The sequence below is a fragment of the Mesobacillus stamsii genome (genome assembly GCF_030814065.1).
Taxonomy (GTDB): Bacteria; Bacillota; Bacilli; order Bacillales; family Cytobacillaceae; genus Mesobacillus; species Mesobacillus stamsii.
The window spans coordinates 49,068-70,592 of sequence record NZ_JAUSUN010000002.1; the positions used below are offsets into that span (position 1 = coordinate 49,068).

At 42.4% G+C, this 21,525-nt stretch carries 15 protein-coding genes and 1 riboswitch; of the genes, 4 read left to right on the forward strand and 11 right to left on the reverse strand.

The annotated features are described in order from the left end of the window. Positions 1-369 precede the first annotated feature (369 nt). From J2S25_RS01805 to J2S25_RS01825, 5 genes are all read right to left on the reverse strand, one after another. Positions 370-2,304: a S8 family peptidase gene (locus tag J2S25_RS01805; protein ID WP_307191063.1), complete on the reverse strand. Its 1,935-nt coding sequence runs from the start codon at positions 2,302-2,304 to the stop codon at positions 370-372. A gap of 155 nt (positions 2,305-2,459) precedes the next feature. After that, positions 2,460-3,866, reverse strand: coding sequence for an N-acetylmuramoyl-L-alanine amidase (locus J2S25_RS01810; protein WP_307191064.1), 1,407 nt, complete (start codon positions 3,864-3,866; stop codon positions 2,460-2,462). A 301-nt stretch (positions 3,867-4,167) separates the two neighbouring features. Next, positions 4,168-5,841 carry a DUF4855 domain-containing protein gene (locus J2S25_RS01815; protein WP_307191065.1) on the reverse strand — a complete coding sequence of 558 codons (1,674 nt, stop codon included), beginning with the start codon at positions 5,839-5,841 and terminating at the stop codon, positions 4,168-4,170. Positions 5,842-6,177: 336 nt separating this feature from the next. Then, positions 6,178-6,552: a hypothetical protein gene (locus J2S25_RS01820; RefSeq protein ID WP_044390247.1), complete on the reverse strand. Its 375-nt coding sequence runs from the start codon at positions 6,550-6,552 to the stop codon at positions 6,178-6,180. A gap of 147 nt (positions 6,553-6,699) precedes the next feature. Further along, positions 6,700-7,350, reverse strand: coding sequence for a 5-bromo-4-chloroindolyl phosphate hydrolysis family protein (locus J2S25_RS01825; RefSeq protein ID WP_044390246.1), 651 nt, complete (start codon positions 7,348-7,350; stop codon positions 6,700-6,702). A 709-nt stretch (positions 7,351-8,059) separates the two neighbouring features. Continuing rightward, a riboswitch (cyclic di-GMP riboswitch) is annotated at positions 8,060-8,144 on the forward strand. A 21-nt stretch (positions 8,145-8,165) separates the two neighbouring features. Between J2S25_RS01825 and J2S25_RS01830 the strand changes: the two genes are divergently transcribed. After that, positions 8,166-8,303, forward strand: coding sequence for a hypothetical protein (locus J2S25_RS01830; RefSeq protein WP_307191066.1), 138 nt, complete (start codon positions 8,166-8,168; stop codon positions 8,301-8,303). A 51-nt stretch (positions 8,304-8,354) separates the two neighbouring features. Here the strand turns inward: J2S25_RS01830 and glpK are convergent, their stop codons facing one another. Then, entirely contained in the window at positions 8,355-9,845 is a 1,491-nt protein-coding gene (gene glpK, locus J2S25_RS01835) for a glycerol kinase GlpK (protein WP_307191067.1), read from the reverse strand. 171 nt (positions 9,846-10,016) lie between these two features. Continuing rightward, positions 10,017-10,568, reverse strand: coding sequence for a competence protein ComK (locus J2S25_RS01840; protein WP_044390244.1), 552 nt, complete (start codon positions 10,566-10,568; stop codon positions 10,017-10,019). Between the two features lie 636 nt (positions 10,569-11,204). On the opposite strand from J2S25_RS01840, the gene J2S25_RS01845 reads away from it, so the two are divergent. Then, positions 11,205-11,696 (forward strand): sigma-70 family RNA polymerase sigma factor, encoded by a 492-nt coding sequence (locus J2S25_RS01845; RefSeq protein WP_044390242.1) that lies wholly within the window; start codon positions 11,205-11,207, stop codon positions 11,694-11,696. Between the two features lie 58 nt (positions 11,697-11,754). Here J2S25_RS01845 and J2S25_RS01850 read toward each other — a convergent pair whose 3' ends face one another. The 4 genes from J2S25_RS01850 to J2S25_RS01865 all read right to left on the reverse strand — a co-directional run bounded on the left by J2S25_RS01850 (position 11,755) and on the right by J2S25_RS01865 (position 18,578). Next, a complete protein-coding gene (locus tag J2S25_RS01850) occupies positions 11,755-12,021 on the reverse strand; it encodes an IDEAL domain-containing protein (RefSeq protein ID WP_307191068.1) in 267 nt (88 codons plus the stop codon). 974 nt (positions 12,022-12,995) lie between these two features. Beyond that, positions 12,996-16,310, reverse strand: a complete 3,315-nt coding sequence (locus tag J2S25_RS01855; protein WP_307191069.1) for a DEAD/DEAH box helicase — start codon at positions 16,308-16,310, stop codon at positions 12,996-12,998. Positions 16,311-16,555: 245 nt separating this feature from the next. Further along, on the reverse strand, positions 16,556-17,317 hold the full coding sequence (locus J2S25_RS01860; protein WP_307191070.1) for a polysaccharide deacetylase family protein: 762 nt from the start codon (positions 17,315-17,317) through the stop codon (positions 16,556-16,558). Between the two features lie 106 nt (positions 17,318-17,423). Continuing rightward, entirely contained in the window at positions 17,424-18,578 is a 1,155-nt protein-coding gene (locus J2S25_RS01865; protein WP_307191071.1) for an endo-1,4-beta-xylanase, read from the reverse strand. Between the two features lie 344 nt (positions 18,579-18,922). Between J2S25_RS01865 and J2S25_RS01870 the strand changes: the two genes are divergently transcribed. Then, positions 18,923-20,677, forward strand: a complete 1,755-nt coding sequence (locus tag J2S25_RS01870; RefSeq protein WP_307191072.1) for a sensor histidine kinase — start codon at positions 18,923-18,925, stop codon at positions 20,675-20,677. Beyond that, positions 20,667-21,452 carry a response regulator transcription factor gene (locus J2S25_RS01875; RefSeq protein ID WP_307191073.1) on the forward strand — a complete coding sequence of 262 codons (786 nt, stop codon included), beginning with the start codon at positions 20,667-20,669 and terminating at the stop codon, positions 21,450-21,452. Before J2S25_RS01870 ends, J2S25_RS01875 begins: the two co-directional genes overlap by 11 nt. Positions 21,453-21,525: the final 73 nt, after the last annotated feature.

Sequence of the window (21,525 nt, forward strand, 5' to 3'; positions counted from 1 at the left end):
TATATTACAATTTTCGCAAAATCGATTTATCGTTTTGTAGAAAGGGTAAGAATACTAGGGTCTGATAGTAAAAAACTCAAGAACTTTGAGATAGATTTAGTCGGCAATTGGGTGTTACCAACTTTTACCCCTCGACAAAGTTCGACATTTTTTGCTATAACTAATGTACGTTAAGATTTTGGTTGGTGCTCTATCTTAGGCTGCCAATCAGCCATTTTTGTTGACACCGATCTGGTAAATCGGTGTTTTTTTTCGAACGCGAATCTTACATTCCTGAAAGACAAACAAAGGCGCCCATAAGTTGAGCGCCTTTGTTTGTTTAGGTAGACTTTATCACGTTAACGCACTGGGGGTCAGACCCCCAGTGCTTTACTTTAGTGCAGCATTGTTGGCTTTGGATAGGAAGACGGAGTAGGTGGATCTTTGCATTTTTGCGTTTGGTTTGAAGGTTCCGTCTGTGTATCCTGATGCGATTTTGGCTGCTTCTAGGTTGTAGATTTGCTGGTACCCTGCTATTTCTGCTGTTACGTCGCTGAAACTGCCTGTTGGTGCGTTAGGCAGTTTGTATGCTTTTGACAGCATGATTGCCATTTCGGCTCGTGTTACATATTCATTAGGTAGGAAGGTTTTATTTGCCCGGCCGCTGATAATGCCTTGTTCGTAAGCTGATTGTACATATCCGGATGCGAAACTACTGCTCGGTACATCGGTGAACCTTGTCGTTCTTTGTGTGCCATTCAGCCCGATTGCCCTGCCAAGCATGGCAATCGCTTCAGCCCGGGTGACATTAATAGCGGGGTGCACCTGGTCAAAGGCGTTCCCCTTGACTATATTCTTAGAATATAAGTACATGATGTTCCGGCTGTACCATACTGAATTATCAAGGTCCGGAATTACCGGACTGGCAAGCGATACAATTGTTTCATTCGCTTGATCCTTGAGCATGCTTCCATTGAGCCAAGGATAAATTGTATATTTAATGGAACCACTTTTTCCATAATCCTCAAACGAAGGCAAGTTTGCTTTATCGGCAATTAACCTCCCATCTCTATAGATGGAATAGGCTTGATACTTCTCCAATAAAGTCTGCATATTAAGCTTAAGGGATCCTTTTACACCAGTGGCAAAAGTGAGGGGTTCCTGCGTTTCGTTTATAGGAGCCATGTCAGTCTGGACAAGTCCGAATCCATATAAAGGGTCTCTTCCAGCCAATCCTAAATCCTTAGCGTTTTTTTGCAGCAGCGAGCGAATTTGATCATTTGTATAGCTTGGGTACTTTTCTTTATAGAGTGCTGCCATGCCGGCAACGAAAGGAGTTGCCATCGACGTGCCGCTCCTAGTTGCGTAACCTGAACTCACCAGACTAGTTGGGAAAGTAGAGTATATCCCCTCTCCTGGAGCCGCAAGCTCGATTTCCTGTCCCGTTGCAGATGTTAATGCTCTGCGATTATCTGAATTGGTAGATGCAACTGCGATAACACTTGGGAATTTCGCAGGATATTCTATACTATCTCCACTTCCTGAAGAATTCCCCTCATTGCCTGCTGCAGCGATGACCATGATTCCATTTGCATTGGCCTCATCAACCATCGCCTTGATTCCCGTGTCAGGATACGGCGTGGTTAAACTCATATTGATAATATCCACACCCTTCCGAATGGCCCAGTCAACGCCGGCCATAATCGTTGACGTTGTTCCTTCTCCGTTGCCATCAAGTGCTTTTACTGCAAAAAGCTCTGCACTGGGAGCGACACCGACTATGCCGATCTCATTATTTTTTGCGGCAATGATTCCCGCTACATGCGTTCCATGACCATTTTCATCCAGGTAGGATTTACTGCAAGCATCTGGACTAACTGAGTCATCCAGTGTACAGGTTCCGTCTTTAACAGTCAGATCTGGATGGTTAGGGTCAATGCCAGTATCGATAATCGCCACTTTTACCCCCGCCCCAGTTAAAGTAGTAGGTACTTTTGCCGGAATATTAATATTCACGTGCGCCCAAGGGGTAATTTGCGCTTTTGCTTCGTACTTTTTCTCTTTTTGGAAGCCAGAGATTTTTCCAAGAGAAACCAGCCCCTCGAGCGTGTCTTGTTCCGTTACTACCGTAGCAGCTTTTATAGAAGCATATGACTGGATAATTTCCCCGCCATTTTCCTCAATTGCCTTAAGTGCGGAATTCTCCTCGTAAAATACGATAAAGCGTTCCGGCTCTGCTATTGGATCCACGTTAGATGCAAAGGATGGGACAGCCGCCGAAGCGATTAATATGAAAATCATCAGTGATGCAATCCAGTTTTTCATGCTATTTCCTCGTTTCTCAAAAAAGTCCTTTCACTTGAAAAACACAAGCACCGTGTCCAGCCATGGCAAGCGTTTGAGTTAGACACTAATCGAAGTATACTATGATTATACTAGAAAAGGAGCCTATTAAAAGACTCCTTTTCTATTATTAAAAACTAATTTACATTATTATATAAATACGATACGTTATAGCCTTTTTCATTGTAATAATCAAGAATACCGAGATATATAGCTTCGGCTGCTTCCTGACGCCACCAAGCTGATGCAAGCTTCTCATTATCTTCCTTATTATCAATGAATCCTAATTCTACTAGGACTGCTGGCATTGAATTTTCACGGAGAACATGAAAATCACCGTGGTCAATTCCTCGATCATATAGCTTCCATGCTGCCAATAGGCGATTCTGGATGGCTGCTGCCAGTTTTTTGCTGTCAGATTGGTAAGGATTGGTTGCGGATGTACCATAGTAATAAACCTCTGTTCCGTTCGCAGACCCATTAAAGGCATTCGCATGAATACTGACAAACGTATCACCACCGACACTCTTCGCCAAGCTGACGCGTTGAGAAAGTGATAAGTAAACATCCGCTTCCCGCGTTAACTTATAGGAAAAAGGAGTTTTGTCCAAAAGAGCTTTTACTTTTAGTGCTGTATCCAGAACGACTGCTTTTTCTTGAATTCCATAACCCGACGCTCCAGGATCCTTTCCTCCATGACCAGGGTCAATGATGATCATCTGTTCACTTAATGGGGTGGAAGCAGGTAATGGTTTATTCATGAAGGAAGGGTACGTGCCAGTAAGGTAAGCACCATGCACAAGTCCTTCCACTCCAGCTGAACGGATAAATACCCAATCCCCTACTCTGTACGCGGCTTCTACCTTTGTCGCAATTGGCAGCTCATGAACAATAGGGAATTTGGTCGATGGGCCTGAACGTACATTCAGCGAATCCGCCATGATTTGCAGATCTCCACCAAACTCAGCTGAAGCATTGATTCGATACTTGTAATTGATCGCTCTCGCTAAAAAAACGGAAAAGTCCGCTCTTTTTATTTCTAGATAATATCCAAAATCTCCTGTTGAAATTCCCTGGGCAATTCCCTTTTCCAGAAGTGCATTTGCGGCTGAAATGGACTCAGTTCCTCCATATCCAAACGCTCTGTTTATGAGGATAGCCATTTCGCCGCGCTTTACTGGTTGCTCAGGTTTGAAGGTCCCATCTGAGTATCCTGAAATAATACCTTTTTCAACCGCCGACTGTATGTAACCTGAAGCAAAACTTCCTGAATCAACGTCTTTAAACATCGTTGCTCTTTTTGTGCCATTCAAATTCATGGCCCGTCCCAACATGGTAGCTGCTTCAGCACGGGTAACTGAACTATTAGGATCAAAATACCCCCCTGTTCCAAAGACTATGTTTCCGCCGGCAAGGTAACTGATCTCTTGATAAGACCGATGCGAACTATCAACATCTAAAAAAGTTACAGCCGCTTCAGAGCTATTCGCTGTAAATGGCAGAATCAACAAAGCTAGTAAAATACTTATGACAAATTGCTTCATTCGTCTGCTCCTTTCGTCTTTTTTTTACATTTTACCACATGGAAAACGTTCCTGAATCATCCAATTTAGCTACAAAAAGGCGAAACATGTTCTCAAAAACCAGGATAAAAAGAGCTAATTACTGATTTATCAACGTTTTCAGAAGATATAAATGGTATAAATTACATGTTTCATATTAGTTGAAATTGGGTAAATTTTAATTTTTGTTCATTTAGAAGAAAATAATTCAAGATCATTACCATCTTTTTAACTAGTGAATTTACCTATTTATGGGCCGATTTCACTAGCGACAATATTTTTATTAATATGCCAGACTACCAAGTAATTGGTAGGCTTGGTTATAGGATGGAAGATTCCAGTATTTGATCATCCGGTCTACCATGCCTACTCCTTGATAGAAAATGAGGCTTTGACCTGAAAGTTCATATCGATAGGCCATGTCGATGTACTGCTTAAAGTTCTCCAGTCCTGCTTCTATTTGAAGAGGTCCGTATTGATCGATTTCAAGGTTGATCCCACTTCCGTATATCTGCGCTTGCAGAAAGGCTCTGTGAAGCCGTGCTTCAGTATCCGTAATTTTCAGCCTGAACGTATTAGGCTGTAGATAGGCTCCATCAAAACCATAATTTTTCCAGTGTTCGAAATTTGAAGATGTCGCATGTGGCGAGTAAATGAATGCTCTGTTTCGATTATGAATGGTATCGGAAATCTTTGTGATCATTTTCTCGTCTTCACGATGACCCATCGTTTCACTGAACCAGTAATAGCCCTTAAAATGAAGATTTTCATAAGCTGCGACATCCCAAAGTATTTCTGTCTGTTCGATATACCATGAAACGATCTTCTCGCGTTCCGTCATAGAATTTGTATGTTTATTGCCCTCAAGATCCATAAATGTTCCCTCCATTTTCGGATAAGGGATAGCAATATAAACATTAACCGTTTTCCCCAAACCTTTCGCTGCTTCATTCAGGTTATTAAGTCCTCCTGCTTCATCAAAGGTTTGATTGAGATACCACAACCAATCCGAATAATTAGCGTTGTTTTTAACATGCACCCCAAACTCCCCTTCAGGATAGCTCCTTCCAAGAAAAATAAAGCTATCGAATAATGTGCCCGAGCTTCCATTAGGTGTTATATAAGGTCTAAAGAATTCTGGTGAAAACGTGATATAGTTTTCTGCACCATTATATATGAGCACACCGTTGTGAATCCCTGTTAGATTCAAATCACCTGTTTTTTCAGAAAAGGTGACCATTGAATTGCTTACTGGATGAACGGTCGCCTTAGGATAGGTCATAGCTAGGCTGATCGCTTCCTCTGAATCTCTTACTTTATGCAGAGTAATCCCATCCTGCTTAACACTGTACTCCAAAGGTTTGCTATAAATACGCGCAAGAAAAATCGAAAACTGCAGCCTGTTTACCGGCATGTCTGGCCTGAACGTGCCATCGCTGTACCCGGTGGTCACATCATTTGCGGAGATTGCATCTATGTATGAGTAATATGGGAATGTTGGTGGCACGTCGGTGAAAGTCGACTGCCCTGTTCCTTCGTACCCGAAACCAACAGTTAGAACTCTTGCCATATCTTTTCTGGTTAAATTCTCGTTCGGCCTAAATTTACCGTCATCCAATGCGAACATCCCTTTTTCCAGACTTGCCATAACCTCCTGATATCCCCTTGTTGAAACGAACATGTCCGCAGGCACCGTTGCCGTTTCCCCTTGTGCCGCTAGATTCATTGCCCGCCCGATCATGACGGCTGCGTCAAGTCTAGTAATCGTTCTATTCGGTAAAAACTTTCCTGAAGCTCCTCTTATTACGTCCTTTTCCGTAAGAAACTTAATTTCGTGATACGCCCAGTAATTCCTGTTCATATCAGAGAATTCTATTTCCGTTGCGGCTGCGTGTGATGCACTTAAATTGCTGATGGCCATTAACCCGCCAATAAGTAATACTGCTAGTCTTTTCATAGTGGATACCTTTCTTTTTTACGCTATTTTAAATCCGATCATATTACTATCGACAGATGCTGTAAATTTTTAACACTCTTAAAGGTATATTTTAGTATAAGTTCCCATTTTTACAGACGATTTGAACTAGGAAAAGTTTCCTTAGAAGGAAAGATAATTCTCAAATACGTTGGATGGCGAAGCTGGCAAGGAGGAAAATGGATGGTATTTTTCGTTCGGATGGTAAAAAGCAAAAAAAGACAGCCCACGTTTTATGGACTGCCGGTTTAACAATGATAGATAGATACTGCATGAGTTTGTTGAACAACCACCGTATATTTCTACTCATTGATATGCTTATGTTCTTTTTGTGTCGATGATGTATTTTGCTTCCATCTTGCAAGCGTAATCCAACTCTTTTCCAAGCTTTTCCTCGAGCTTTTCGATTTCTTCCATTTGTTGCCGAGTAGGCTCTTCATTAAAGATTTTTTCAATTGTTTCATTGATTTTTACCGCAAGATCTTCATGGAAACCAGGATCAGCTTTTACTTCCTCGCTGAGCTGACTGTACCATGATGATGAATGGACGATGTATTCACGCCATTCCGTAATAAAATTATCAAGATTATACTTATTTTCATCCCAACCTATTCTGCTCATATATTGCTCAAATGACATAGAAATAGACCTGGAAATACTAATTTTCATTCCCGGAGCAAGATTTTTCAACATCCTATTTAAGGAACCCCCTAAACAAATACTATACTCAAAAGTAACATAACAACCATATCACAATCCAACACAAAAATACAAATCAGTGGGGGTCAGACCCCCACTACGGTAAAGCTTTAAAGCGCCGGGGGTCAGACCCCAGTGGGATTATTTCAACCTCCTGGTTTCGTCAGGAATTTCATTTCGGTTTTTGATGGAGTGCTTTGCTACGTCGATTTCAAAGTGGAGATCGTCAAGGTCGTCTTCGAGCATCGTATTCAAGTCTTTCTCCACGATTTTGGTAAGCTCCTTTAATGTATCTTGGGTATCATATAAGGAGTGCTCCAGTTCGCGGTTTTTGCCTGGCTGGGACGAAAGAAAGGCGTACTTTTCGCTAAGCTCCATGATTGAATCGAGATGGGAAAAATAAAATTGCTCTGCCGTGAAAAATCTTCTTGGCTCTCGAGTAGTTAGCCTCTGAATGTTTTTTAAAAGCCGCAAAAGCTCCATTCTTTGTTTCAACGAACGGATATGGCGGATGGTAAAGAGCGATTTCTGGATCTTTTTCATTTTTTCATTTGCTTCTTTCAAATTTCTCTGTATATATTTGTATTCCTTCTTGGTCAGTCTGTTTTTTTCACGGACGTTTCTTTCCAGATAGTATCCAACGCCAAAGAACATGACGCCAGCGCCAATCACCCCGTAAAGCGAGGACATCCAAAAAGTCTGGTTAAAACCAGCAAAGGTCAGCAGCCAGATGAACGCGGAAAAAGGAATTGCCGAACCAACTTGCATGAATCGTAAAAGGAATTTATTCATTCGTATCGACTCCTGTATTTAATCTTCCTATTTATACGAATAGGAGGCAGAAATGTTTCATTTCGAAAAGTTTTCTCCTTCTACCATACTGCAAATTCGACTATTTTTCTACAGACTTGGTCTGTAAAGTGATCTAGGTCCTGGGACTGAGTCAAAATTTCAAATGGGTACTTGTATCATTCTTGAAAATAATTCCACGCTTACGAATAGAAATAGAACTCCGTTAAATTTTCCCTTATTTCTGCACCTTTAGTCTCGATTCGACAAAAATTCCTAGACATATATGGAGAATGATCTGGTAATTTGTAGAAACTTTTGTTGTTTTATTTTTCAGAAAAAGCGGTATATATGGATTAAGACAGTTAACAGAGGAGTGGTTGAAATGAAAGTAAAAGCAGGCAGTTGGAGTATGTTACGGCCGGAGGAAAAATTATTGTTGCTTACTGTCATCAGCAATCAATCCAAAAAGAAGCGCAATAGTGACCAGTGAGAATGGATCCTGGTTTTGGATTAACCCCCGAGTTTATTTTGGAACAAACGGAAGGAGAACTTTGCCTCTTTTCTTACGTTTGTTCCTTATAGATTGTCTAAAAAACTTGCATCCACGTATCGCTCCTTGTTTTCCAATGGAATTCCTACCTTACCATTCCCCTCCATCCGACAATTTGTGACAAAATACCTATTGCTTATTTTTCCTGAATTGAGATAGTTATTAGTGGGGCAAAATCATCGAAAGATGGTGACGCAAAGCTATAGGGACTTCTTCCGATATGGAATGTCAGCCAGCTACCATCAATCTCAAAGGGTGAAAATTGATGTCAAACTATTATTGGCTTACGCCAGAAGAAAAGCAACGGAAAAAAGCAAAGCAGAAAAAACTAGTATATGCAGGATTATTTTTAGCAACCATCATCCTCAGTGCAGCGGTAACGGTGCTGCTAAATCAAATGTAAGCTCTTAGAACCGATTGAAAAAGCATGCCATCAGCATGCTTTTTCCATTTATTATTTAAACGCCATCGCTGCTTGAACGGCTTTTTTCCAGCGGCTGTAGAGCTGTTGGCGCGTTGCTTCTGTCATCTGTGGTTCAAACCGCTTATCAACGGCCCATTGGGAGGCTATTTCTTGCTGGCTGTCCCAATACCCGACTGCGAGACCGGCTAAATAGGCTGCTCCGAGGGCTGTGGTTTCGTTGACTACCGGCCGTTCGACGGGAACATCAAGGATGTCGCTTTGGAATTTCATCAGGAAGTTGTTCTTCACGGCACCGCCATCGACGCGCAGCGTTTTCAGCTCGATGCGGGAGTCTGCTTCCATCGCCGCCAGGACATCCTTCGTCTGATAGGCAAGCGATTCCAGGGTTGCCCGGACGAAATGTTCCTTCGTCGTTCCGCGGGTCAAGCCGAATACTGCTCCTCTGACGTCGCTGTCCCAATAAGGGGTTCCGAGTCCAACGAAGGCCGGAACGACATAAACTCCTTCCGTCGATTCGACCTTTTCGGCATACGCCTCGCTATCGCTGGCGCTTTTCAGCATTCTCAAGCCATCCCGCAGCCATTGAAGTGCCGATCCGGCAACGAAAATACTGCCTTCGAGCGCATATTCCACCTTGCTATTCAAGCCCCAGGCAATCGTCGTCAACAAGCCGTGTTCCGATTTTACCGCCTTTTCCCCGGTATTCATCAGCATGAAACATCCGGTGCCATACGTGTTTTTGCCCATGCCTTCCCCAAAGCAAGCCTGCCCGAACAGCGCTGCCTGCTGGTCACCTGCCGCCCCAGCGATCGGGATTTCCTCCCCGAAGAAATGATAAGGCACCGTTTTTGCATACACTTCAGAGGAAGGCCGAACCTCTGGCAGCATCGACGCTGGAACACCGAGGATGTCGAGGAGCTCTTCGTCCCATTTGAGCTCATGGATATTGAACATCAATGTCCGCGAGGCGTTGCTGTAATCTGTCACGTGGGCCCGGCCGCCGGATAGCTTATAGATCAGCCAAGTATCGATCGTGCCGAACAGAAGCTTCCCTGCTTCCGCCTTCTCCTTCGCGCCCTCCACATGGTCTAGAATCCATTTCACTTTTGTCCCGGAAAAATAAGCGTCAATCAGCAAGCCAGTTTTTTCCCGAAAAAGCTCGTTATGACCGGCGGCCTTCAACTGCTCGCATATTTGGCTTGTCTGCCTAGATTGCCAAACGATCGCATGGTAGACAGGCATTCCCGTTTCTTTATCCCAGACAACGGTCGTTTCCCGCTGATTGGTGATTCCGATTCCCGCTATTTGTTCTGGTTTTACATTCGATTCCGAAAGAACGCTCGCAATAACCGCGAGGATCGAACCCCAGATTTCATTCGCATTATGCTCGACCCAACCAGGCTTGGGAAAAAGCTGGGTAAATTCTTTTTGCGCAACGTGGACGATTTCCCCTTTTTTATTAAAAAGAATGGCCCTCGAGCTCGTCGTCCCCTGGTCCAATGATAAGATAAACGTTTCCATTCCCTATTCCTCCCCCATTAATGAAAAGAGGAGAATCGCTACAGAAACAGCCCCAATGAAAGGATTTGTCTGTGTGATTCTCCCCGACTCCATCACGTTGATTAACTTATTTGCAGTATACCGCAACTAGAAATCGCTTTCAATATTTTTACTGGAAATGGATCCTCTGGATTACTTCCTGATTTCGTATCTGTTTCTTCCTTCTCCTTCACAAATCATCAGACCCTTTTTCGGCTCGACACAGAAATTCAGCTGTCCTTGGGAATTTTTCAGCATTTCCTCCCGCAAGTCATTTGCCCTCTGCTTCCGATCTTGGAAGGTGGACTGCTTCATATTGACGATAAACGTATGATGATAGCTTAAATACACTTCTGTTTTGCGGATTCCAAGTGATCTCGTTTTTTGCACATGTTGAAGCGAAAACCAGACGCAAAAGTCATGATTGTATGACTTCGTCGGAAACAGCCAAATTCCAAGCTGGCAATTGACTTTAATCGGGCACATATGGACATCGCCAAGTATTTCTCTCGCGCTTTTTCGGCCAGCATGAAAATTGGACCCGAGGCCAAGCATCGTTTTGTCGATCACTTCAATCGGTTTTTTATCGACGAGAAAGGTGTGCTCGCCCTCAATTACCCTTGTACATAATTTTCCGTTTTCGTTATACTCTCCAGTCAGCAACACTGTTTGCTGATTCATTTTATACTCCTTTAATAGGCTCATTGGTTAGCCCTCCTTGTTTTAAATTTTTCAACAAAAAGGTATACTAACAGAGTTGGCATACCCAACACCCGTCCTCAGGATCGTCCGCACGACAATGTCCTGAGGATTTTTACCGTTTAAAAATCACATAAAAACCTCCTGTCCTTTTAACAGGGTTACGCAGGTTTATGTCTTGGTGTCGGATTGAACCCCTCTAGGTATTATTATATTAATCTTGGCAATTAAATGTAAATCTGTAATTTTCATTGCCTTCCAATCTAGTACTAATGAAATATTGCCAATTTTTCATTTTATTAGTATAATAAATAGTTCTTCAGGTCTGTATTTGGGCCTGTTTTTTTCGTTTTTTGGCTGTGGAGCGTCCGTATTTGCCTACTTACTCCTATCAACATGTGAAAAATAAGGCCAGAAAAAACTTTTCGACACGCACGGCAAAAATTTCACATTTCTGCCCTATTTTGAACGAAACGGACGTTTGTTGCTCGAAAATTGAGTTTTCGAGCGGTTTTTTGCGTTTTTTTGCGTTTTTGCCAGCCAAAACTCATTTTTCACTATTGGTGTATATGCGATATCCCGCAGTATGGTAAAGCTACCCGGGAATACAATGAACGCGCGCGGTCCCGAAAGGATTGCAAAATGGAAGGCTTTGAACACCTAGCAAAGCAATATGAACCGATGATTCATAAAATTATCTCGTCACTGAACATCTATAAAAATAAGCAAGACTATTTTCACATTGGACTGGTCGGCCTTTGGGAGGCTGCCGAAGCATTTAAGCCGGAAAAAGGCGAATTCACCAATTACGCCTATTCGTACGTAAAAGGCCAAATCCTGAATGAAATGAACCGCACCAACCGGTTTGCCGAAAGGAGCATCTATCAGAAAGAGGAATATTGGGAAACCGTCGAAGATACCCACCCAGATCAACCGCTAGAACTCGAATTCCTGCTCAGCTATTGCCAAGGTCTCACGGAAAAAGAAACAAAGTGGGTCGTGTACACCTGCATTGATTTCCTGTCGATTCGAGAAATCGCCGAGACGGAGAAAGTCTCCCTATCCGCGGTAAAGCAATGGAGAAGCGGCGCAAAAAGGAAGCTTAAAGAGCAGGTATTGACGATTCTGGATTAATGGTGCAATCAAAAAGCCTGAAACCCTTTGCTTAGGTTTCAGGCTTTTTAATTTCTCCCTATAATACGTCCTTCCAGTTGTCCGAAGTCAATTCCAGGAATCTTTTTTTATCCTTATTCTCCAATGCCAAATCGATTTCTTCCACCCTTTTCCGCTCTAAAAACTCATTCTGAACCTTTTCAATAATCTTGTTTGCACCGTTCGTATACCTCGTTTTTTTACGTGTCAAAATCAATTCCGTATTATCCCGAGCATGAATCGAATCCATGGACAGGTTGACATCTTCATTTTGTTTATAGGAATGAGAGTTCTTGTCATTATTCATGATTATCCCTGCCTTTTGTCGTATTGTATTAATTCCTATTTACCCCATTCCGCTGAAAAATAACTCATTATGCTGATTCTTTCCAAACAACCGCCGGAATCATGGGTGAGTTGACAAGATAGGGAGTGGAAAGCGGGAAGCTGACAAGAATTCTGCGTTTTTTTACATATTTTAGGGGAAAGGCCGAAAGTTGTCAAGAATCCGGTGTTATTTTGACAGGTTTGGGGGTGGAGAGAGGAAAATTGTCAAGAAAACACCTTTTTTTTGACAGGTTTGCAGGAGATTGGCCGGAAGTTGTCAAGAATCCGGTGTTATTTTGACAGGTTTGGGGGTGGGAAGCCCAAAGTTGTCAAGAAAACACCTTCATTTTGACAGGTTTGCCGGAGAATAGCACAAACCTGTCAAGAATCTGACGTTATTTTGACAGCTTTGAGGGTGGAAAGCCCAAAGTTGTCAAGAAAACACCTTCATTTTGACAGCTTTGCAGGAGATTGGCCGGAAGTTGTCAAGAATCCGGTGTTATTTTGACAGGTTTGGGGGTGGGAAGCCCAAAGTTGTCAAGAAAACACCTTCATTTTGACAGGTTTGCCGGAGAATAGCACAAACCTGTCAAGAATCTGACGTTATTTTGACAGCTTTGAGGGCGGAAAACTCAATGTTGTCAAGAAAACACCTTTTTTTGACAGGTTTGCAGGTGATTGGCCGAAAGTTGTCAAGAATCCGGTGTTATTTTGACAGCTTTGAGGGTGGAAGGCCCAAAGTTGTCAAGAAAACACCTTCATTTTGACAGCTTTGCAGGTGATTGGCCGAAAGTTGTCAAGAACCCGGTATTATTTTTGACAGCTTTGAGGGTCCAAAGCTCAAAGTTGTCAAGAAAACACCTTTTTTTTGACAGGTTTGCAGGAGATTGGCCCAAAGTTGTCAAGAATCCGCCGAAATGTTTTCCTGTCCACCCCTAGATGCTCTATTCCCCACTATATATTCAAGATTTCCCGGATTTCTTCCTCGCTAATTTTTGCTAGGGCTTGATCTCCATGTTCGATGACTGTTTCGATCAGTTCGCGTTTGCTTTGCTGCAGTTCATATATTTTCTCTTCAATCGTGCCTTGGGAGATTAGCCGGATGACTTGGACGACTTTCTTTTGGCCCATGCGGTGTGCCCGTCCTGCTGCTTGTTCTTCCACGGCCGGGTTCCACCAAAGATCATACAGAATAACCGTGTCTGCCCCGGTCAAATTCAATCCGGTGTTTCCTGCCTTCAACGAAATCAGGAAAATGTCCGCCTCTCCCTCGTTGAATCGATCTACCAACTGGACCCGTTCCTTCGAGGCTGTCTTGCCATCGAGATAGAAAAAGCGGAAGCCTTCCTTGTTCAAGTGGTCGCTGATCATCGACAGCATGCTAGTGAATTGGGAGAAAATTAGCAAGCGTCGCCCATTTTCAACGGCATTGGAGACAATCTCCATTAGTTGCTGCAGCTTCCCTGATTCCCCTTGATAATTGTCCAAAAATAAAGATGGATGGCAGCATAATTGCCGCAGCCTTGTCAAACCGGCGAGAATCTTGATGCGGCTTTTCTGGAATCCTTCTCCATCAAGCGACTCCTTTGCTTCCGCTTGGATTCTGCTTAAGTAAGCAAGGTATAGTTCTTTTTGCTGTTTGGTCAGCTCTGAATAGTTCACACTTTCAATCTTGTCCGGCAATTCCTTGAGGACATCCTTTTTAACCCTCCGCAAAATAAACGGACTCACCATTTTGGCTACTTTTTCAGGTGGAAGCTGACGGAATGCCTTTTGGTTCGGGAAAAAATCAGGCATGATTGTTTGGAAAATGGACCACAGCTCGTCGATGGAGTTCTCGATTGGCGTCCCGCTCAATGCGAAACGGGTTCCAGCACGGACTTCCCTTACTGCCTTGGCCGCTTTCGTGGCATGATTTTTGATCATCTGTGCCTCATCCAAAATCAGCGTCCGGAACTCATACTGTGCATATTGTTCGATATCCTGTCTTAACGTTGGATAAGATGTAATCCAGACATCGAGAGAATCCGCCTCTTTGATCATATCCGTTCTTTCCTGCGGCGAACCAATCATCACCGCCACCTTTAAGGAAGGGGCAAATTTCTGGAATTCATTTTTCCAGTTGTACACTAAGGAAGCTGGAGCAACGATCAGGACAGGCTTATTGTCTTCCGTCCTGTCTTTTTCGGATAAAATAAAGGCGATGCTTTGCAATGTTTTTCCGAGCCCCATATCATCTGCCAGAATTCCGCCAAGGCGATAATGATTCAACGTACTTAACCATTGGAATCCATAGTTTTGATAGTCCCTCAACGTTGCCTCGAGCAGTTTTGGTACATCAAATTCTAGTTGCTCCGGATTTTTCAGCGAACTAAGCAGCCGGCGGAAATGCTTCCCATACTTTGCGTTGCCGCCATTCTCCTTTTTCATCACCTCTTCCAGCTGCATTCCTCGGTATAACGGCAGCTGCAGCGATTCATTTTTCAAATGAGATGGCTTCATATGGAATTCCTGCACCATGGTTTGGATGCTTTCATATTCCTCTGATTCAAGCGAAACAAAAGCGCCATCTGGCAGCCGGTAGTATTTCTTTTTTTCAACCGCCGAGAGCAATATATTCTGTACATCCTTCTGGGCAATTCCTTCGATAGTAAAGCTGACATCCAGCCAATTTCCAGAGGAATTCACCTCAATGTTCGTCACCGGTACTTGTCTGCTCGGCAAAATCAGCGATTTTACAGCATTTGTTAAAAAGATATCTGCATAATCCTCTAGTTTAGGCAGCGTGTCATATAAGAAGTCATATACATTTTCTTCGCCCTTCAAATACAAATCGTTCCCAAAAATCCGCAGGCTGCAGCTTTCAAGGATATTCATGATTGCCTGTTCCTTTCCAGCCTCTCGTATCAAAATCACTTGATTTGGATCTGCATTTTGATCGGGTTGAAATGGATTCAGGATTTTATCACCATAATGGTATTCCAATTGAATTTGCAGAGTTTCATCATCCCAGTCGACAAAAACCTTCGCCTTTAAAGGTTCGTTCGAAATTCGGTTTGTGACCTCATCAGCAATTTTCAATTTGCCAATCCTGTTCATCTTTGGAACGACATGGGAAAGGAAGGGTTCCATTTGTTCGTTGTCAATCATTACTATCGGGTTGCGGTTTAGACTGGCTAAATTCTTCAAATCGCTCATATACCGTTGCTGATCATCTGAAAGTTTATAAAAACGATTGCCCTCTACCAGGTAACCATAAAGCGCAAGGTACTCGCTAAAAAGCAGTTCCGACAAGTCCAATTGATAGGATTGATCGTTCGATCCCTGATTCAAACTTAGAGTAATTGGCAATTCATCCTCGTGAACTTCCACTCCCTCATACGTATCGCCGCCATATTCAAGCCGAACGTTCCCTTCCGCCATTTTCGCTAAGAAGGAATCTGCCAGCATCGGCGAAATCGTAATGCTTCGCTCCTCAGAAACAAAGCCATTTCCGTAGTGCTCCCTCTGCATTTGCTGATAAATTTCCTCGTATTTGACCGATTGCAGCAGCAGCTCAATGATTTCTTTATCTCGCTCTGAAAAACGATGCTCGCTAGGATCATATGTAAAATTTTTGGTAAATTCATATTGACACTGCGTTCGGACCGCATTTAGAAACCCGGTAATTTTCCGGACAACATACGTCTTTTTCGGTCCTGCTTTCATTTCCATCAGCAAAACTCGACTCCCTGAAAATGGTTTATGAATTCTGCAAATCCATTCTACCATCAGCTCTTCTTTGTCTCTGCTTTCTTTCTGAGACAATTCGGGCAGAGACTGATTTGCGAACGCTTCAATAAACTTGTCGGTAATATGTTTCGTATAGATTCTTTGTCTTTCCTCAGCTCGCCTTTTCTCCTCCTCCATCCTTTTCTGTGCTGCTAGCCGAGTGAATTTTTGCTCGAAAGACGGCTCGGGACTTGGAACACGGAATCCAGAACCAGACTCCTGTCCCTGAATTTTAAGCAAAACAGCCGCCACATGCTTGCAAGGGCTTGAATAATTGCCGAACGCTGGACACTCACAGTCGCATTCGATTCCATCTTCATCCATATGAATAGTAACTTGGTAAACCATTGATCCTCTGACGCTCGCCTTCCATAATTCTCTCGCGGGATCAAAAGTCAAGTTTCCCACATAACCCTGTTTATAATAAGCCAGACCACGACGATAAACCGCATCCGTGAATAACTTCCTTATCTCACGCTGTGTTAGTACACTAGACATTGATTTCCTCCCATTATTTGACTACTAGTAATGATAACCTCTCAAAAAAGGAAAATCCCAATTATTGCGATTCTATTATAAACCAGTTAAACACAAAATCGTTAAAAAAAAACAAAAAGAAGGCACAAACCTTTCATTTGTGCCCTGAATGCTAGTTAATTTTTTGAAAAGGTATCTTTCAATATCTTTAATCGTTTTTCGAGTATGTTTATTTTTAGGTGAACTCCTTCATTGTTTTCTTCTCTTTAATTTCCGGTTTCTATCATTCTCATTAAATCTTCCAATGTATGATTCTGCAAAATCATTATCCTTGGCAGTTCATACCTGTCACTCTGATCAGTGCTGAGTCCGCCGCCTACTTTGAATGCGCCTTTAAATCCTAATTCTTCTAAAACGGAGGTGGTATCGGCGTTATAGCTGCCATAAGGATAGGCGAAGGTATTGGTTGTTCTGCCTGTCAGATCTTTAAGGGCCTTGGTTGCTTCATTGATTTCTGTGTATTGCTTCTCTCTGGTTAGATCGGCAAGGGCCGGATGTGTTACTGAATGATTTTGGATGTCTACACCCTTTTCCATTATGGTCAGAAGTTCAGTTGAAGTCATATTCCAGCTGCCATCGACCCAATCTGACACCGTAAATTGAGTGGCTTTCATTCCATACTTCTGCAAGACTGGATACACATATGGATAAAAATCATTTGAATTGTCGTCAAAAGTCAGCAATATAGGCTTCTTTGGCATGGCCGCTTTATTATCAAGAATGTTGAAATATTGCTTCATTGTTAAAGTGCGGTAACCATTTTCATGAAGGTAATCCATATGTTTTTCAAATTCTTCTAGACTGAATTGATAAGGATTATCCGGGTCGGGATCTGGCTTCACGACATGATAAAGCAAAACCGGGATCTCAACCTTTTCAGTTTGTTTTGCGCTGACTGGCAGCTGGTATTGAGTACTCGCAATTAGTAATAAGATCAAAGCCATAAACAGTCCTTTTAATTTTTTCATTAGCCTATTTCTCTCCTAATTTTTGGCCGCCTACACTTTGTTGAACAAAACAACAAAGCGTAGGCAAAAAGCCAAGGAAATGCAATCTACTAAGCTATTTATTCTTTTAGTCAATAATCGCCCAATAAGCCAGTTTTACATTGTACTCGTTATCAAAAACAAATGGTGCGTCGACTCCAACTCCGTCATTGTACTGTTCTGCGCGGTCGTTCAACCAAGTATGATTATCTGCCACTCCCCAGAATGTCACGCTGCTGATCTTGTCTCCCAGACTTTCGTATAGTTCGAACAGCTGGTCATAGCGTTCTGCCTGGCGTTCGAATTCGCTTGCAGGGATATCTTCATAATCTGGATAAGCAGGTCTTGGCGGCCAGCCATAAAGGCTTACATCCAGTTCCGTAATTTGGTTATCAAGGCCTAAATCAGCAAACATGTTGATGGAATCCTCGATTTCGGGAAGTGAAGGCCAGGCGATTTGGATATGTCCTTGATGCCCGACTCCATCGACTGGAACTCCCTCTTCAACCAGTTCCTTCACAAGGGCATATAAGTAATCTCTTTTCGGTTGTACCTCGGTGTTGTAGTCATTGATGTAAAGCTTGGCGTCCTTTGCAGCATAGCGGTTCGCTGTTTTAAACGCAACCTTGATATATTCTTTACCTGTGATTTGATACCAAGGAGATTCGCGTAAGCCCTCGGCGTTTGGCGCATACTCATCGATCACTTCGTTGACTACATCCCATGAGTCCACATCATTTTTATAGCGTTTGACGATCGTTTTAATGTGCGTTTCCAATCGTTTAAGCAATAATTTTTTATTCCTTTCGCGCTGTTTAGGATCTGTTTCATCGACCATCTTGTTTCCTTCTTCATCCAGGAAGAACCATTCAGGAACTTGACTGTGCCACACAAGATTGTGGAAGCGTAGCTCCATGTCATTCTCTTTCGCAAACTGAACAATTTTATCTGCTTCCTCGAAGGTGAACTTCCCTTCTTCAGGCTGAATATTAATCGGTTTCATGACATTTTCGGCGACAATGCTGTTAAAATGGCGCTTTAGTACATCAGCGTCCTTTCCTTCAAGCATGCTAGGTTCAACAGCTGCACCAATATCGAATGAATCTGCATACCTTTCATCCAGTTCCACTTCGACATCCAGGGCACTAATCGGGCCAGCTGCTGCAACATTGGACAATCCGGCAGGTAAAAATAGGGACAAAGCCAGTCCAGTAAGAAATGGTTTACGCAATACTTTTAACATATTAGGAGTTCCCCCGCTTTCTAAAATTATCTTTTTGCATTTTACTCAGTTCTAACGAATGATCCCCCCTCATCAGTTTGCTTGGCCAGGAACAAAAGAAAGGGCTTTCATAAAGGTTTAAAAAAATAGACAGCTGTTACCTGACGTAATAAGATTATATCAGCATCAATCTTTGTTTATCCACTTAATAAACTAATAATTTAAAGTTTTCTTTAAAAATGATAAAATAGGACTAGATGAAAATTGATACTTCACATAACTTATCTGAATAGACATCTTACCCGTTCGTTAGAAAGATATAATAGTAAGGAAATTTAATCCTAGAAAAGAAAGGCGAACCGACCGTGCTGAAACAACTTAAAAAGTGGAACACATTACGCAACCAGATTCTTTTTATCTTTTTGCTTGTCATGGTGATTGTCTTATTGATCGTCAGTCTTTTAACATTAGGACAAGTCTCGGCACTCCTCCAGAACAACGCCGAAACGCAGATCCAGCAAGTAGCGATTGAAGCCAATGGACGAATTGAATCTCTTTACGAGCAGATCAACATGAATTCAAAGCTAGTTATTACAGATGAAGGGGTTCAAAGAATCTTAACGGATGTACATGACGGAAAACAAGTATCTTTTAGCGACAGGCAGCAATTAATGGGGCATATCAACCGGATTATCGGAAATACAGATGGGATTTTTTCCTTTCAATTGTTTTCCGAAAAAAGGCAGCGTGTCCTCCCCCTCGACGACGATGAGTTAATAAACCGTGTAGGTCGGAAATGGATTGAGAAAGCGAACCAGGCTAGAGGACGAATCGTTTGGATTGGTGAAGATCCAAATGATAAAAACTACTACCTCGCCATCCGGAGAGTTAATTTGATGGAAAGACAATATAGAAATGGCGGTTATCTTTTAATCAGTATTAACCGGAGTCATTTCCATTTCGCTAATGAAAAATATGAGAACGACCAGTATTCAATTCTTTTGGATCAAGATCAAAATCCAATCATCCAGAATTATAACGGTGAAATCAAGAGCATAATTGATAGCAAAGAAAACGTCGTGCAACTTCATGAGCGGGACTATATTATAACAAAGCAAACATCAGACCTTACAGGATGGACAGTCTTCATTTTAACCCCTGTAAGCGCGCTAACAGAGGGGATGTCTTGGATCAGGAACGGAATTATTTTATCTGGGTTCGTCGGCCTCATCATTTTTTCCATCAGTTCTTTCTTCCTCTCTACATTGATTACACGACCTATATTACGATTGACAAAAACCATGCAGCGAGCTGGGGATGGGTCATTAACACTGAATCCTGAAGTGTACTCAGTTAACGAAATCAATGAATTGAACAGTACCTATAACCAACTGGTAAAAGAAACGAACCATTTGATGCAGATGGTTTATCAGAAGGAGATATTAAGAAGCCAAAGTGAATTGAAAGCGCTCCAAGCGCAAATCAACCCGCATTTCTTATTTAACACGCTGGACGCGCTTCATTGGTCACTTGATGAAAAAGATGAGGAAGAACTTGCTGAACTTGTGGTCTCCATGTCGGATTTATTCCGTTATACCATTACCAAAGAAACCGATGATGACTGGGTGTACTTGAAAGACGAAATCAAGCACATCAGCGACTATATGGAAATCATGAAAATGCGTTTTGGAGACAGGCTGCAATGGCATGTCTCGGTCCCGGAAAAATATGAGCATGTGAAGATTCCTAAACTAATCATACAGCCTCTGGTAGAAAACGCAGCACTCCATGGAGCTGGAAATAAAACAGGAGACTGCCTGATTTCTGTAGTCGTAGAACCTGTTGAACATGAAAACCAAGAGCGAATTCGTATCATCATAAAAGATGATGGATCCGGGATAGACCAAGAGCGGCTTTCACAGATTGTCCATTCGATTGAAGGTGGCAGTACATCCTCTGAGAGCGGAAAAGGGATAGCCATTTCAAATGTCTATAAACGCTTAAAGCTATACTACCAGAGCATTTCATACACAAACCTTTTGATTGAGAGTGAATTAGATCAGGGAACTCGAATTACGTTCGATCTACCAGTTGAAGGAGGAGATAAAAATGTTCTCTAAAAATATATTGATTGTAGATGATGAGCCCAGAACGAAACAAGGCTTGCAAAGAACATTGGAAAGCTGGAACAACGGCGATTACACAATCCTCTCTGCGGAAAGCGGTGAGGAGGTCTTGCGCATTGCACAGGAAAAGAAGATTCATATTTTACTATCCGATATCCGGATGCCCGAAATGACAGGTCTGCAGTTATTAAAGACACTGAAGGAAAAAGGAATGAGGCCCGTAGTGATTGTCATATCCGCCTATTCCGAATTCGAGTACGCACAGCAAGCATTACAGCTCGGTGTCATCAATTATCTTTTAAAACCCATTGGAAAAAAGAAGCTGATCGAAGCTGTCGAAGATGCTGTGAAAGTCATGGAGAAACAAGAACGGGCAGGCTTGATCGAAAAAGTGGTCGACGAGAAAATCGTCGATGCCAGCAACAAGATGGATTCAACCAAAGATACCATCCGCAAGGCGATTATTTATATCGACCGCAATCTCAAGGAAGAACTCACATTGAAAGATGTTGCTGCCCATGTACACTTGAATTCCAGCTATTTTAGCGTATTATTCAAGGAGCAAGTCGACCTTAATTTCAGTGAATATGTGACCAGAAGAAGAATCCAACGCGCAAAGGAATTAATCCTATCGACGACCCTCCCAATTAATGAAATAGCGGAAGAAGTCGGCTATAAAACCGCAAAGTACTTCAATAAAATTTTCAAGGAATTAGAGGGTATAACACCGAGTGCCTACCGGAAAACAGGAAATGAAAGTGCTTTCTAAAAATAGTAGTATTTTTCCTAAACGCAGTTGCCTTTTTTGATTTTCTCCCTGGTGTTAGACTTTAACTGTAACA